Origin of the sequence: Rhizobium leguminosarum (assembly GCF_019798305.1) — a bacterium.
GTDB lineage: Bacteria > Pseudomonadota > Alphaproteobacteria > Rhizobiales > Rhizobiaceae > Rhizobium > Rhizobium leguminosarum_U.
The window spans coordinates 179,532-193,135 of record NZ_JAAXDD010000011.1 but is presented as its reverse complement, the minus strand read 5'-3'; the positions used below and the strand labels follow the sequence as shown (position 1 = coordinate 193,135).

Below are 13,604 nucleotides of genomic sequence, written 5' to 3'. Positions count from 1 at the left end.
GCTTTATCGGGAAAATTGTATCTTCCGATCCTTGCCGAAGGCTTTGCGTCCAAATTGCCTGAAAGGCAAGGTCTATTTGGAGATTTCAGACAGCGTATCAGTGCCGTGCTCGGCGGCGAGACGCCGCATTTCGGCGACCTTGGCCTGATAATCGGCTTCCGAGATCGCGCCGGCCTTGCGCTGGGCGCCAAGTGCCGTCAGCTGGTGCTGCAGTTCGGCCGCCTGCTCGTCGCTCATCTGGACATTGGCGGCGGTCAGCGGCGCGCCGAAATTCGGATAGCCGTCCGGGTATTTTGCAAGGCCGCCCTCGGCCGCCTCGCCCTTGGTAGCCGGCATGACGACGGCGGTGGGTGCTGCTCGCTTGGCGGCGGCTGCGGCCTTTTGTTCCGCCGTCAGATTGCATCCAGCAAGGGCCATCGCCGCCGCGACGCAGATCAGTGCGGTGCGGTTGAAGGTTGCGATGCGCCGAATGCCGTTCTTCGTCATGCCTCAAAAATCCAGTTTTGACTGCTTCGACTGTTAAATTTGTCGCAGCCACAAAGCAATAGCATGAGCCGATGCGGGTGGAACTTGTTTTCTCGTTCGATCACGATGTACAACGAATGGATAAAAAGAGTGGTGCTGCCGCCGGAGGAAATGGTGACCGACAGCAAGCAGGAGAGTGGCGGCCAAAGGAATGGCGACAAGACCGGCTTCGACGCGACCGATCTCGATCCCTATCTGTTGAAGGATCCAGAGGCCATGGCGATGAATTTCGCCCGGGCGCTCGAAAACCTCGGTCAGGCTGCTTCCGCCTGGCTCGCGCCGCGCGAGCGTGGCGAAATCACCGATACCGCCGTCGATCCGATGACCGACATGGTCAAGACGCTTTCCAAGGTCACCGAATACTGGATTTCCGATCCGCGCCGCACCTTCGAGGCACAGACGCAGCTGATGTCCTCGTTCTTCGGCATCTGGATGCGCTCGATGCAGCGCATGCAAGGCACGGGCGGCATGCAGGGCGATCTCACGCCGCCCGAGCCGGACACCCGCAAGGACAAGCGCTTCTCGGACGAAGACTGGCAGAAGAATCCGTTCTTCGATTTTCTCCGCCAGGTCTATTTCGTCACCACCGACTGGGTGGAAAAGCTGGTGTTGGAGACCGATGGCCTCGACGAGCACACCAAGCACAAGGCCGGCTTCTACGTGAAGCAGATCACGGCAGCGCTTTCGCCGAGCAACTTCATCGCCACCAATCCGCAGCTCTACCGCGAGACGATCGCAACCAGCGGCGCCAACCTGGTGCGCGGGATGAAGATGCTGGCCGAGGATATCGCCGCCGGACATGGCGACCTTCGCCTTCGCCAGACCGACATGACGAAATTTGCCGTCGGCCGCGACATGGCGCTGACGCCAGGCAAGGTGATCGCCCAGAACGACATCTGCCAGATCATCCAGTACGAGGCTTCGACCGAAACGGTGTTGAAGAGGCCGCTTTTGATCTGCCCGCCCTGGATCAACAAGTTCTATATTCTCGACCTCAACCCGCAAAAATCCTTCATCAAATGGTGCGTCGACCAGGGTCAGACGGTTTTCGTCATTTCGTGGGTCAACCCGGATGCGCGCCACGCCGACAAGGACTGGGCAGCCTATGCCCGCGAGGGCATCGATTTCGGGCTTGATACAGTCGAGAAGGCGACCGGCGAAAAGGACGTCAACGCTGTCGGCTACTGCGTCGGCGGCACGCTGCTGGCCGCAACGCTGGCGCTGCATGCCAAGGAGAAAAACAAGCGCATCAAGACGGCGACACTCTTCACCACCCAGGTCGACTTCACCCATGCCGGCGACCTCAAGGTCTTCGTCGACGAGGAGCAGCTTGAAGCGCTCGAAGAGCATATGCAGGCGGCCGGCTATCTCGACGGCACGAAGATGTCGATGGCCTTCAACATGCTGCGCGCCTCCGAGCTGATCTGGCCTTATTTCGTCAACAACTACCTCAAGGGTCAGGATCCCCTGCCCTTCGACCTCTTGTTCTGGAACGCCGATTCGACCCGCATGGCGGCGGCAAACCACGCCTTCTACCTGCGCAATTGCTATCTCAAGAACGCGCTGACGCGGAACGAGATGATCCTCGACGGCAAGTCCGTGTCGCTGAAGGACGTGAAGATCCCGATCTATAATCTCGCCACCCGCGAGGATCACATCGCACCTGCCAAGTCCGTCTTCCTCGGCAGCCATTTCTTCGGCGGCAAGGTGGAATTCGTGGTGACCGGCTCGGGGCATATCGCTGGCGTCGTCAATCCGCCTGACAAGAAGAAGTATCAATTCTGGACCGGCGGCCCCGCCAAGGGAGACTATGAGACCTGGCTCGACAAGGCGACGGAGACCCCGGGATCATGGTGGCCGCATTGGCAGGCCTGGATCGAGACACATGACAGTAGACGTGTGCCGGCCCGCACACCCGGCGGCGACGCCTTGAACGCGATCGAGGAAGCGCCGGGAAGTTATGTGATGGAGCGCGCCTGAGAAGGCCCAACGCATCTCTTTTTGAGACGTCGTGAGAAACTGCAACGCCGCGTAAACAAATTAGAAACCATAATTCGTCATCCTTGCGATACAGTCGGACGTCGTGGGTGGTCTAAATTCGGCCCATTTGCGCCTGTACCGGCCCCCGGCGAAGTGTAGTCAGTCAGTGCCGCCGGCCTGCGTAGCGAGTTTGAAAGACGAGTGTAGTATGGCGTGTGCGGTCGGGACGTTCGATGACGTCACCCCTCTTGGCGGATCTGCTTTCCGTTGGCGCAGATCTCGCGGTTTCCTTTACGGTGCTGTCGGCGCCGGATTTCTGACCTCCACATGGCTGATCGCGACCTTCGCGACGATGCACTCGATAGCCACTCCCAATTCTCCGCCGGATCGCCTGGCACAGGTGGCGACTGCACCGAAGGTGGCGCCTACACCGCGCCACGAGAGGCTGATCCATGTCGGCAAGGCCGACCGGCTAACCGCCTTCGATGCGAAGCCGACGATCCCCCTGACGGCAAGCCTCATTCAATCCCATGCCGAAAAGACAGCCGCCGCTGCAACGGCGCTCGCGGTTCTCGCCAAAAGCAATCGCCTCGCTATGGCTGCCGAACAGCCCGTGGTAGCTGCGATTTCCGACAGCGCCAAATTCCGCAAGGACGATGTTATCGCGCCGCCGGTCGAGCTCGCCTCGGCAGAGACCGAAGAAGACGACGGCGACCGGATCATCGTTCCCTCGAAGGAGGCGGTGGCTGCAGCCGAACTCACAGCCCTGCTTGCGCTTGCCGATGCAGGATCCCGGCAAATCGCGCCGGCTCCGCTCGAGCCAACCGCATCTCCGGTCAAAACGGCCTCAATTCCCGCCTCGGAACCTGCACCGGTAGTCGTTGCCGCCGCGGAGGACGCGCCACCCTTCGATCTCGTGCTGGCGCCGGACGAAGGTTCCGTGCCGCTGCCGATGGCACGTCCGGATGGCCTCATCGGCAAACCGCCACTGGCCTCCAGGGGTTCGCAGCGCGCTGGTGAGCCTGCACTTGCCTATGCCCAGCCGAACTCGCCGATCGAGGACGACCAGGACGACGCAGTGCCGCGCTACGACAAGCCGGTGTTCTCGCCGAAGCTGCGCGCAGGCGTGGCGATCTACGATATCGAAAACAGCACCGTCTATTTGCCGAACGGCGAACGGCTCGAGGCCCATTCCGGGCTCGGCAAGATGCGCGACAACCCGCGTTATGTGAACAAGAAGATGCGCGGACCGACGCCGCCGCACACCTATGTCCTCACCGTGCGCGAAAGCCTTTTCCATGGGGTCGAGGCGCTGCGGCTGACGCCGGTGCAGGGTTCGGACGCCATCTATGACCGTGTCGGCCTTCTCGCCCATACCTATATGCTCGGCAAGAACGGCGATTCCAACGGCTGCGTCTCCTTCAAGGACTACCGCCGCTTCCTCGCCGCCTACAAGCGCGGCGACATCAAGCAGCTCGTGGTGGTGCCGCGGCTGAACAACAAACCGTCTTCGACCTTTGCTTCGCTGTTTTCGCGGCGCAGCTGAGGATTGGAGAGCGCACTGCCGATTGCCCGGCTACGGGCGCTAGTTCAACCAGGCTGCGATTCTCTCCACCGCCTCGCCGATCTCGGCTTCCGAGCCCGCATAGGACAGACGCAGCGTTCGACTTCCCTCCAGCGGATCGAAATCGAGACCGGGCGTTGCGGCGACGTCGATTTCCGCGAGCATGCGTTTGGCAAAGCCCATGCTGTCATTGCTGAAGCGGGTGACGTCGAGATAGGCATAGAAGGCGCCGTCCATCGGCGAGGCGATCGAAAACCCGATCTGCGGCAGTCGCCGCATCAGCAAATCACGATTGGCGGCATAGCTTGCCTTATAACGATCGAGTTCGGCGCCAGCGCCAAGAGCGGCCGTGGCGGCGATCTGGGAGAGCTCAGGCGGGGAGATGTAGAGGCTCTGCGCCACCCGCTCGATCGGACGGACCAGGCGTTCCGGCAGCACCATCCAGCCGATTCGCCAGCCGGTCATGCAATAATATTTGGAGAAGGAGTTGATGACGATCGCCTCGTCGGTCAGCTCCAGCGCGCTCGCCTCCTCGCCGGCGAAAGTCAGCCCGTGGTAGATTTCATCGGAGATGAAGGCGATGGAATGGGCCGCGCAGTAATCCGAAAGCGCCTTCAGCCCCTCGCGACCGGTCACCGTGCCAGTCGGATTGGCGGGGCTTGCGAGCAGCACGCCTTTCAGCGTGATGCCGCTTTCCTTCTGCGCCGCTTCCAGGCTTTGCGGCGTCAGGGTGAAGTGGGTCTCGGCCGTTACAGGCACTTCGAGAACCGTCAGGCCCAGCGCGCCGAGGATATTGCGATAGGCGGGATAACCGGGTCTTGCGATCGCCACCGCATCGCCGGCATCGAAGAGCGACAGGAAGGCGAGATTGAAGCCGGCCGAGGAACCGGTGGTGATGGCGATGCGCTTTGGATCGATCTCCAGGCCGTGGCGATCCTTGTAGTGCCAGGCGAGCGCCGATTTCAGCCGTGCCGTCCCCAGCGCATCGGTATAACCGATCCGGCCTTCGGTAAGGGCTGCGCGCGCCGCTTCGAGAGCCGCTTGAGGTGCCGGATGCGAGGGCTGACCGACCGCCATCGAGATCACCGGATGGCCGCTCGCACGCCGCTTCGTCGCCTCCGCCAAGACGTCCATGGCGTGAAAGGGCTCGACTTCGCTGCGTTTCGATATGGAAAACAAGATCGTTTCTCGCTCAGCTTCTGCAATGACGGCCCGACAATTGCCGCATTAATCGGCTCATCACAATCCCGCGAGGGCCACGCGGGGATGAAAAATTCCTGTTTGAGCAGAACCGAACGCACCGTACCTTGACGCGAGGCATTCAAGTCCATTAACCCGGCGACGTCATCTCGACGACGAGACGACCATACCGCCGATGACGAGGATATCATGGCATTCTTCCCGAAGACCTTTACCGCTCTGGCGCTTGCCGCATCGATTGCCCTTCCGCTTCCGGCGGCAGCGCTCGACGACCAGCAGAAGAAGGAGTTCGGCGAATTCATCAAGCAATACCTGATCGAGAATCCTGAGATCATGCTCGAAGTCCAGGATGCGTTGCAGAAGAAGCAGGAAGCCCAGCGGTTGGTGAAAGCCAATATGGCGATCGAAGAGAACACCACCGACATCTTCGAATCGAAGAACGACGTTACGCTCGGCAATCCCAAGGGCGATGTGACGGTCGTCGAGTTCTTCGATTATAATTGCAGCTACTGCCGGCATGCGCTGCCCGACATGCAGGCGATGCTGAAGAAGGACAAGAACGTCCGTTTCGTCCTCAAGGAGTTTCCGATCCTCGGGCCGGATTCGGTTGCCGCCCACAAGGTGGCCGACGCTTTCCGCAAGCTGGCACCGGAGAAATATGCCGATTTCCACGTCGCCCTTCTCGGCACCGAGGGCCGCGCCTCCGACGAAACAGCGATCGCGGTCGCCGCTTCGCTCGGCGTCAGCGAGGACAAGATCCGCGCCGAGATGGCAAAGAGCCCGAATGACGGCATCGTCCAGGCGACCTACCAGCTCGCCTCCAGTCTCGGCATCAGCGGCACACCTTCTTATGTGATCGGCAACGAACTGGTGCCGGGTGCCGTCGGGCTCGACGATCTCGAAGCCAAGGTCAAGAACATGCGCAGCTGCGGCAAGACCGCCTGCTGAGCAATCAACCGCCAAACGATAGCCCATCAAATCGCCAAAATCGAAGCGTTTCAACCATGTGGACAAATGTGGCGCGATTGCCGCTGGCCAATCCGTAAGGGCTTTCATTCAGCTCTCGCGGAGTCTATAGGTTGCCGTCGTACATTTTACGGAACATTCGATGACGCAAACGATTTTTGTCCTGAACGGCCCCAACCTGAACATGCTGGGTAAACGAGAGCCCGGCATTTATGGCGGCAAGACGCTCAAGGACATCGAGGCGGACTGCAAGGCCGCAGGCCGCGAACTCGGCATCGATATCGATTTCCGTCAGAGCAACCATGAAGGCACGCTCGTCGACTGGTTCCATGAGGCCGACGAAAAGGCCGTCGGCGTTGCCATCAATGCGGGCGCCTATACGCATACATCGGTCGCGCTGCATGATGCGATCCGCGCGATTTCCATTCCCGTCGTCGAGCTTCACATATCCAACGTGCATGCACGGGAAGAATTCCGCCACAAGTCGATGATCGCGCCGGCATGCAAAGGCGTGATCTGTGGCTTCGGGCCTCACAGCTACATCCTGGCGCTCCACGCGCTGAAGAACATCACGGCATAAGAAGAAGACAGGGCAACACCATGGCTGAAAAGAAATCGGGTATCGACCAGGCACTGATCCGCGATCTCGCCAATATTCTCAACGAAACGGATCTGACTGAGATCGAGGTCGAGCAGGACGACCTGCGTATCCGCGTTTCGCGCGCCGGCACGCCGCAATATGCCCAGGCGCCGATCGCAGCGCCGGCCTTTGCCGCGCCCGCCGCAGCGGCAGCCGCTGCCGCGCCTGTCGCAGCTCCCAGCCGCAACCCGGCCAATGTCGTCAATGCACCGATGGTTGGCACCGTCTACATGGCGCCGGCTCCGGGCGCGCGTCCGTTCATCGAAGTCGGCGCAATCGTCAAGGAAGGCCAGACGCTCATCATCATCGAAGCGATGAAGACGATGAACCAGATCCCTTCGCCGAAGTCAGGCAAGGTGACCGAGATCCTCGTCGATGACGGACATCCCGTTGAGTACGGCCAAGCCCTCGTCGTCATCGAATAGGCCGATGCCCATGATTTCGAAAATCCTCATCGCCAATCGCGGGGAAATCGCCCTTCGCGTGCTCCGGGCCTGCAAAGAACTCGGCATCGCCTGCGTCGTGGTTCATTCCACCGCCGACGCCGATGCCATGCATGTGCGCCTTGCCGACGAAAGTGTGTGCATCGGCCCGCCCTCCTCGCGCGAGAGCTATCTCAACATCCACCAGATCGTCGCCGCCTGCGAGATCACCGGCGCCGACGCCGTGCATCCGGGCTACGGCTTTCTGTCGGAGAATGCCAAGTTCGCCGATATCCTTGAAGCCCACGGCATCACCTTCATCGGGCCGACGGCGGACCACATCCGCATCATGGGCGACAAGATCACCGCCAAGACGACGGCGCTGGAACTCGGCATTCCCGTCGTTCCGGGCTCGGACGGCGAAGTGAAGACCGAAGAGGATGCGCTGAAGACCGCCGCCGAAATCGGCTATCCCGTGCTGATCAAGGCCACGGCCGGCGGCGGCGGACGCGGCATGAAGGTCGCCAAGAGCGAGGCCGACCTGATCGAAGCCTGGTCGACGGCGCGCACGGAAGCGGCAGCCGCCTTCGGTAACGATGCTGTCTACATGGAAAAATATCTCGGCAAGCCGCGGCACATCGAAATCCAGGTGTTCGGCGACGGCGAAGGTAATGCCATCCATCTCGGCGAGCGCGACTGCTCGCTGCAGCGCCGCCATCAGAAGGTCTGGGAAGAGGCGAATTCGCCGGCACTCAACGTCGAGCAGCGCATGAAGATCGGCCAGGTCTGTGCCGACGCCATGAAGAAGTTGAAATATCGCGGCGCCGGCACGATCGAATTCCTCTACGAGAACGGCGAGTTCTATTTCATCGAAATGAACACCCGTCTGCAGGTGGAGCATCCGATCACCGAAGCGATCACCGGCATCGACCTCGTGCACGAGCAGATCCGCGTCGCCTCCGGCGGCGGTCTCTCGGTGACGCAGGACGAAGTGCATTTTTCCGGTCACGCCATCGAGTGCCGCATCAATGCCGAGCACCCGCGCACCTTCGTGCCCTCGCCCGGCACCATCACGCATTTCCACGCGCCGGGCGGCCTCGGCGTCCGCATCGATTCCGGTGCCTATCAGGGCTACAAGATCCCGCCCTATTACGACAGCCTCATCGGCAAGCTGATCGTGCACGGCCGTACCCGCGTCGAATGCATGATGCGCCTGCGCCGGGCGCTCGACGAATTTGTCGTCGACGGCATCAATACGACGCTGCCGCTGTTCCAGCATCTCGTTTCCAACCAGGATATCGCCAACGGCGACTACGACATCCACTGGCTGGAAGACTACCTCGCCAACACACCGGCGGCATAGGACAGGAATGGCAGGATCGCGCAGGAAGTCACCAGGCATAACCCCTGACATTCTCCTGCGCGCCTATTCCATCGGCCTCTTCCCGATGGCCGAATCCGCCGACGACCCGGAGATCTTCTGGGTCGAACCAGAACTCCGCGGTGTGCTGCCGTTCGACCGTTTCCACGTGTCGAAAAGCCTTGCCAAGACGGTGCGCAAGAAACCCTTCGAGATCCGTTTCGATCACGCTTTCGATCAGGTCATCGCCGCCTGTGCGGAGGAGACATCCGGGCGCCCCAGCACCTGGATCAACAAGACGATCAGATCGCTTTACGCGACGCTCTTCGACATGGGCCATGCCCATACCGTCGAAGCCTGGGAGGGCAATGAACTGGTCGGCGGCCTCTATGGCGTCTCGCTCGGCTCGGCCTTCTTCGGCGAAAGCATGTTTTCGCGCCGGACGGACGCCTCGAAGATCTGCCTCGTTCATCTGGTCGACCGGCTGCGGGAAAAGGGCTTCACCCTGCTCGACACGCAGTTCACCACCGAGCACCTGAAGACGTTCGGAGCGATCGACGTTCCGAAGGCCGATTATGCCGCGATGCTTGCCGCGGCGATGGAATCGCCGCATCTGGAATTCTGAGGATCGTTTTCAGAGTAAAATTCGGCAGCCAATATCGTCCTTGCCCGTCGTGGATCACTTCGTTCCACGCGTCGGGTTGTGGAGGATGCGGCAGACCAGCGAGGACGCAGTTACTTCGCCTTGGCGCCGTCAGGCGCCGGGACATCCGAGTTTGCCTTGCAGTCTTTCAGCCAGACGTCGTAGATCGGGTGTTCGACGGCGTTGAGGCCGGGGCTGGCGGCGAACATCCAGCCGGTGAAGATGCGGCGAATCTTGCGGTCGAGGGTGATCTCGTCAACCTCGACGAAACCGTCGATCTTCTGCGCTTCCGACTGGTCGCGCGAATAACAGGCCTTCGGTGTCACCTGCAGCGCACCGAACTGTACGGTCTCATTGACATAGACGTCGAACGTGGTGATGCGGCCGGTGATCTTGTCGAGGCCGGAGAAGACGGCAACCGGATTTTCGATGCGTGCGGCATTTGCCGTAACTGGCTGAAGCAGGGCCGAGAGCGCCAGCAGCGATCCGGCGGCACGCAGCACCATGTTCCGCGTGAAGAGCTTCATATGTACCCGTCTCCAGACATTTTCAGTTCACCGCCGCGGTCAAGCGCGGCCAACCTGCGGGTAAAGGTCAATTGTGGCCAAAAGCCGGGTCTTGGGATCGCCCCGGTCGGGCCGGCTCAGTTGCCGGGCGTCCAGGCGTCATAATCGCCGGTGACACGCGGACGCTCGCCCGGAACGGCGATGGAGCCCGGCGGACGATAGGCCTGCGGCGAACCGGTATGGTTGGGACGGTGCGGCTTTTGCCATTCCTTGGCGACGTAGTTCTCTTTGGACGGCGGAACATCGGTGCGATGATGCATCCAGCCATGCCAGCCCGGCGGAATGGCGGAGGCTTCGGCATAACCCTTGTAGATCACCCAGCGCTTCGGCAGACCGTAGGAAGACATGCCGCCTTCGTAGTAGACGTTGCCGAATTCATCCTCGCCGACGCGCTTGCCAAAACGCCAGGTCGCAAAACGCGTGCCCATCGTCTGACTGTTCCACCAGGTAAAGGTCTGAACCAGAAGATTCCACATGTCTTTTCCTTGTGCCCGCCAAATGCGAGCCAAACCAGAATTCGTTTCCTCGCTTATGCCGTCGCCAAGCCGAATTGTCCAGCGATTCCACGAGGGCCACGGGTCATTTCAAAGCCATCTTGAAGCCCAGATGCGAGGGCTTGAAGCCCAACCTTTCATAGAAACGATGGGCATCCTTGCGTACTGCATTCGAGGTCAACGCTACCCGCCCGATACCGCGGCCTTTTGCCTCTGCAATGGCGAATTCGATCATTGCGGCACCGATCCCCTGCCCGCGCATATCGGCGCGCGTCTGCACCGCCTCGATAATCATCGCTGAGGAGCCGCGGCCGGTGAGCGAAGTCGTCACCATCGTCTGGAACGTGCCGACAACCTCGCCGCCGCGCTCTGCGACGTAAAGCGTCTGGTCGGGCGAAGCCTCGATGGCGGCGAAGGCCCTGATATAGTCGGGAAAAGCTTCGGCATCGGTCGTATCGCCGTGACCGCCGAGCGCATCGGCGGCAAACATAGCCACCAGCGCTGGCAGGTCGTCCTTGCGAGCTTCACGGATATTCAAATCTTGTGGCACCACACTTTTCTACCTATGTAAAAATTGGACGATGATTGTGGCGGAAGGAAAAAGACGGATGTTCTTGAGCGATATCCGTGAGGTCAGATACTCCGCCAGGGATATTCGGCTTAGAATTGCACTATCAATGCTGGCGATAATTGTCTTCGGCTTTGGGCTTTTCGATAGGACTTTGAATTCGCTTTTCCTGACCCTTCTGTGTGGGCCGCCAATTGCGTACTACCTATTTCGCAATCTTTATGTCCTAATCTTTTCATCCAATAAGACGATCATTGCGATAGGCCCAAATGGCTTCAAAGATCTTCGGCTAGTGCAAGAATTGATTCCATGGCCGGCAGTCGCACGCATCGAGGAGGCGGCACCGACGCTGGCGCAAAGGATTTTGCGAACAATTTTTCTGGTTCTGGGCAACGTGTTGTCCGCAACGCCGGGAACGGGCGCAGAAGGCACCGGAGATACAATCGCTGTCTGGTGCCAGCCAGACGGCATTCGGGATCGCAAACCACCGTTCTCGCTATTCCATACCGCACGTTCCGCGAATGAACTTCGGCAACTGCGCATCGAAACGAGTGGTCTTACCATGAGCAAGGAGCGGCTGATGCAACTGCTCCAGACCTACCATGCCCACCACAACAAGGCACTCAACGATACAGGCGTTTAGCCCGCCAAGCGCTTCTCCAACACCAATGCCGGAATGCCGGATTGCCCGGCCCCGCTATTCTCATTGCGGCCGATCTCAGTGAAGCCGTGCGAGAGATAGAAGGCGATCGCCGCAGCATTCTGCGGTTCAACTTCGAGACGCATGATCTCGGCATCGGGAAAGCAGGTTTCGAGTTCGGCGAAGATATCGCGGCCGATACCCTGGCGCTGCAACGCCGGCCTGACATAGAGGAGATGCAGCATGACGGTCTTCGTCAGTGCCTGCGACATTGCCGCATACCCCATGCCGCCGATATTACGGCCGTCATCGGCAATAAGGAATTCGGCATCCTTTCGCACCAGGCGCGCCTTCAGCGCCGCCGCCGAAAAGAGATGAGCGACCAGTTCATCTACTTTAGCTCTGCCATGCAGGCCGTCATAGCTGGCATGAAAGCTCTCCACGAGCAGGGCGCGCACCTTCTCCAGGTCCCACTCGCCGGCCGTGCGGACGAAATACACCGCTTATTCCTCGATGCCGAGCTTCGCCTTGACGAGAGCCTGGACAGCCTGCGGATTGGCCTTGCCGCCGGTCGCCTTCATCACCTGGCCGACGAACCATGCCGCCATGGTCGGCTTCGCCTTGACCTTGGCGACCTGGTCAGGATTGGCGGCGATAATCTCGTCGACGGCCTTTTCGATTGCGCCGGTATCCGTCACCTGCTTCATGCCGCGCACTTCGACGATCTCGGCGGGATCGCCGCCCTCGTTGAGCAGGATCTCGAAGAGATCCTTGGCGATCTTGCCGGAGATGGTTTCGGCCTTGATGAGATCGATGATGGCGCCGAGCTGGGCCGGCGAAACCGGCGTCTGCTCAATGTCCTTGCCGGTGCGGTTCAGCGCGCCGAGCAGATCGTTGATCACCCAGTTAGCGGCCATCTTGCCATCACGGCCGGCGGCGACGGCTTCGTAATAATCGGCGATCGCCTTTTCGGAAACGAGCACCGAGGCGTCGTAGACCGACAGGCCAAGCTCGCGCACGAAGCGCTCCTTCTTGTCGTCAGGCAGTTCCGGCAGATCGGCTTCGAGCGCCTTGATGAAGGCGTCGTCGAATTCGAGCGGCAGCAGATCCGGATCGGGGAAGTAACGATAGTCGTGCGCATCCTCCTTGGAGCGCATCGAGCGCGTCTCGCCCTTGTTCGGATCGAAAAGGCGGGTCTCCTGATCGATCTTGCCGCCCTCCTCCAGAATGCCGATCTGGCGGCGGGCTTCATATTCGATCGCCTGGCCGATGAAGCGGATGGAGTTGACGTTCTTGATCTCGCAGCGCGTGCCAAAATCTTCGCCCGGCCGGCGGACGGAGACGTTGACGTCGGCGCGCATCGAACCTTCGTCCATGTTGCCGTCGCAGGTGCCGAGATAGCGCACGATCGAACGCAGCTTGGTCATATATGCTTTGGCCTCGTCGGACGAGCGCATATCCGGCTTGGAGACGATCTCCATCAGCGCGACACCGGAACGGTTGAGGTCGACATAGGACATGGTTGCGTGCTGGTCATGCATCGACTTGCCGGCATCCTGTTCCAGATGCAGGCGCTCGATGCCGATCTCGATGTCCTCGAACTGGCCCTGGCGGTCCGGCCCGAGCGAAATGACGATCTTGCCTTCGCCGACGATCGGATCCTTGAACTGCGAGATCTGATAGCCCTGCGGCAGGTCGGGATAAAAATAGTTCTTGCGATCAAAGAGGGAGCGCTTGTTGATCTGGGCTTTCAGGCCGAGACCGGTGCGAACCGCCTGCTTGACGCATTCTTCGTTGATCACGGGCAGCATGCCGGGCATGGCGGCGTCGACCATCGAGACGTTCGAATTCTGCGGCTTGCCGAATTCCGTCGAGGCGCCGGAGAAGAGCTTCGAATTGGACAGCACCTGGGCATGGACTTCCATACCGACGATGACTTCCCAGTCGCCGGTGGCGCCGGGGATGAAGCGTTTCGGATCAGGCGTGCGGACGTCGACAAGGGTCATCTGATGCTCTTTGCAGGCTGTTCTTTTCCA

The 13,604-nt window shown here is 60.4% G+C and carries 15 protein-coding genes; 8 read left to right on the top strand and 7 right to left on the bottom strand.

What is annotated here, in order from left to right; genetic code table 11:
• Window positions 1-72 precede the first annotated feature (72 nt).
• Window positions 73-486: a hypothetical protein gene (locus HFO99_RS20825; protein WP_222301972.1), complete on the bottom strand. Its 414-nt coding sequence runs from the start codon at window positions 484-486 to the stop codon at window positions 73-75.
• 150 nt (window positions 487-636) lie between these two features.
• On the opposite strand from HFO99_RS20825, the gene HFO99_RS20820 reads away from it, so the two are divergent.
• Both HFO99_RS20820 and HFO99_RS20815 read left to right on the top strand, forming a co-directional pair.
• Window positions 637-2,505 carry a PHA/PHB synthase family protein gene (locus HFO99_RS20820; RefSeq protein WP_222363407.1) on the top strand — a complete coding sequence of 623 codons (1,869 nt, stop codon included), beginning with the start codon at window positions 637-639 and terminating at the stop codon, window positions 2,503-2,505.
• A gap of 208 nt (window positions 2,506-2,713) precedes the next feature.
• Window positions 2,714-4,051: a DUF2778 domain-containing protein gene (locus HFO99_RS20815; RefSeq protein WP_222363291.1), complete on the top strand. Its 1,338-nt coding sequence runs from the start codon at window positions 2,714-2,716 to the stop codon at window positions 4,049-4,051.
• Window positions 4,052-4,090: 39 nt separating this feature from the next.
• On the opposite strand, the gene HFO99_RS20810 is transcribed toward HFO99_RS20815, so the two are convergent.
• Entirely contained in the window at window positions 4,091-5,248 is a 1,158-nt protein-coding gene (locus HFO99_RS20810; RefSeq protein WP_222363289.1) for a pyridoxal phosphate-dependent aminotransferase, read from the bottom strand.
• A gap of 210 nt (window positions 5,249-5,458) precedes the next feature.
• Here HFO99_RS20810 and HFO99_RS20805 point away from each other — a divergent pair, with 210 nt between their 5' ends.
• The 5 genes from HFO99_RS20805 (at window position 5,459) to aat (ending at window position 9,282) form a co-directional block, all read left to right on the top strand.
• The gene (locus HFO99_RS20805) at window positions 5,459-6,217 is read left to right on the top strand and encodes a DsbA family protein (RefSeq protein ID WP_018484901.1); all 759 of its coding nucleotides are present in this window, start codon (window positions 5,459-5,461) and stop codon (window positions 6,215-6,217) included.
• Between the two features lie 160 nt (window positions 6,218-6,377).
• Complete coding sequence (aroQ, locus tag HFO99_RS20800; protein ID WP_222363287.1) at window positions 6,378-6,815, top strand: type II 3-dehydroquinate dehydratase; 438 nt, start codon at window positions 6,378-6,380, stop codon at window positions 6,813-6,815.
• A gap of 20 nt (window positions 6,816-6,835) precedes the next feature.
• Entirely contained in the window at window positions 6,836-7,300 is a 465-nt protein-coding gene (gene accB, locus HFO99_RS20795; RefSeq protein WP_222363285.1) for an acetyl-CoA carboxylase biotin carboxyl carrier protein, read from the top strand.
• Between the two features lie 4 nt (window positions 7,301-7,304).
• Entirely contained in the window at window positions 7,305-8,660 is a 1,356-nt protein-coding gene (gene accC / locus HFO99_RS20790) for an acetyl-CoA carboxylase biotin carboxylase subunit (protein ID WP_222335841.1), read from the top strand.
• A gap of 7 nt (window positions 8,661-8,667) precedes the next feature.
• A complete protein-coding gene (aat, locus tag HFO99_RS20785; protein WP_222335842.1) occupies window positions 8,668-9,282 on the top strand; it encodes a leucyl/phenylalanyl-tRNA--protein transferase in 615 nt (204 codons plus the stop codon).
• A 110-nt stretch (window positions 9,283-9,392) separates the two neighbouring features.
• On the opposite strand, the gene HFO99_RS20780 is transcribed toward aat, so the two are convergent.
• From HFO99_RS20780 to HFO99_RS20770, 3 genes are all read right to left on the bottom strand, one after another.
• Window positions 9,393-9,827 (bottom strand): DUF2155 domain-containing protein, encoded by a 435-nt coding sequence (locus HFO99_RS20780; protein ID WP_222363283.1) that lies wholly within the window; start codon window positions 9,825-9,827, stop codon window positions 9,393-9,395.
• 116 nt (window positions 9,828-9,943) lie between these two features.
• Entirely contained in the window at window positions 9,944-10,342 is a 399-nt protein-coding gene (locus HFO99_RS20775) for an NADH:ubiquinone oxidoreductase subunit NDUFA12 (protein ID WP_222335844.1), read from the bottom strand.
• Between the two features lie 103 nt (window positions 10,343-10,445).
• Window positions 10,446-10,910, bottom strand: coding sequence for a GNAT family N-acetyltransferase (locus tag HFO99_RS20770; protein WP_222363281.1), 465 nt, complete (start codon window positions 10,908-10,910; stop codon window positions 10,446-10,448).
• Window positions 10,911-10,968: 58 nt separating this feature from the next.
• On the opposite strand from HFO99_RS20770, the gene HFO99_RS20765 reads away from it, so the two are divergent.
• Window positions 10,969-11,571: a hypothetical protein gene (locus tag HFO99_RS20765; protein WP_222363279.1), complete on the top strand. Its 603-nt coding sequence runs from the start codon at window positions 10,969-10,971 to the stop codon at window positions 11,569-11,571.
• Here the strand turns inward: HFO99_RS20765 and HFO99_RS20760 are convergent.
• Together HFO99_RS20760 and gatB are read right to left on the bottom strand one after the other, a co-directional pair.
• Window positions 11,568-12,068 (bottom strand): GNAT family N-acetyltransferase, encoded by a 501-nt coding sequence (locus HFO99_RS20760; protein WP_222363277.1) that lies wholly within the window; start codon window positions 12,066-12,068, stop codon window positions 11,568-11,570. The genes HFO99_RS20765 and HFO99_RS20760 overlap by 4 nt on opposite strands.
• A 3-nt stretch (window positions 12,069-12,071) precedes the next feature.
• The gene (gene gatB, locus HFO99_RS20755) at window positions 12,072-13,574 is read right to left on the bottom strand and encodes an Asp-tRNA(Asn)/Glu-tRNA(Gln) amidotransferase subunit GatB (RefSeq protein WP_222363275.1); all 1,503 of its coding nucleotides are present in this window, start codon (window positions 13,572-13,574) and stop codon (window positions 12,072-12,074) included.
• Window positions 13,575-13,604: the final 30 nt, after the last annotated feature.

Excerpts from the sequence above, each read along its gene's own strand:
- HFO99_RS20825 (WP_222301972.1), bottom strand. The coding sequence starts at position 486 with ATGACGAAGAACGGCATTCGGCGCATCGCAACCTTCAACCGCACCGCA.
- HFO99_RS20820 (WP_222363407.1), top strand. The coding sequence starts at position 637 with ATGGTGACCGACAGCAAGCAGGAGAGTGGCGGCCAAAGGAATGGCGAC.
- HFO99_RS20815 (WP_222363291.1), top strand. The coding sequence starts at position 2,714 with ATGGCGTGTGCGGTCGGGACGTTCGATGACGTCACCCCTCTTGGCGGA.
- HFO99_RS20805 (WP_018484901.1), top strand. The coding sequence starts at position 5,459 with ATGGCATTCTTCCCGAAGACCTTTACCGCTCTGGCGCTTGCCGCATCG.
- aroQ (WP_222363287.1), top strand. The coding sequence starts at position 6,378 with ATGACGCAAACGATTTTTGTCCTGAACGGCCCCAACCTGAACATGCTG.
- accB (WP_222363285.1), top strand. The coding sequence starts at position 6,836 with ATGGCTGAAAAGAAATCGGGTATCGACCAGGCACTGATCCGCGATCTC.
- accC (WP_222335841.1), top strand. The coding sequence starts at position 7,305 with ATGCCCATGATTTCGAAAATCCTCATCGCCAATCGCGGGGAAATCGCC.
- aat (WP_222335842.1), top strand. The coding sequence starts at position 8,668 with ATGGCAGGATCGCGCAGGAAGTCACCAGGCATAACCCCTGACATTCTC.
- HFO99_RS20780 (WP_222363283.1), bottom strand. The coding sequence starts at position 9,827 with ATGAAGCTCTTCACGCGGAACATGGTGCTGCGTGCCGCCGGATCGCTG.
- HFO99_RS20775 (WP_222335844.1), bottom strand. The coding sequence starts at position 10,342 with ATGTGGAATCTTCTGGTTCAGACCTTTACCTGGTGGAACAGTCAGACG.
- HFO99_RS20765 (WP_222363279.1), top strand. The coding sequence starts at position 10,969 with ATGTTCTTGAGCGATATCCGTGAGGTCAGATACTCCGCCAGGGATATT.
- gatB (WP_222363275.1), bottom strand. The coding sequence starts at position 13,574 with ATGACCCTTGTCGACGTCCGCACGCCTGATCCGAAACGCTTCATCCCC.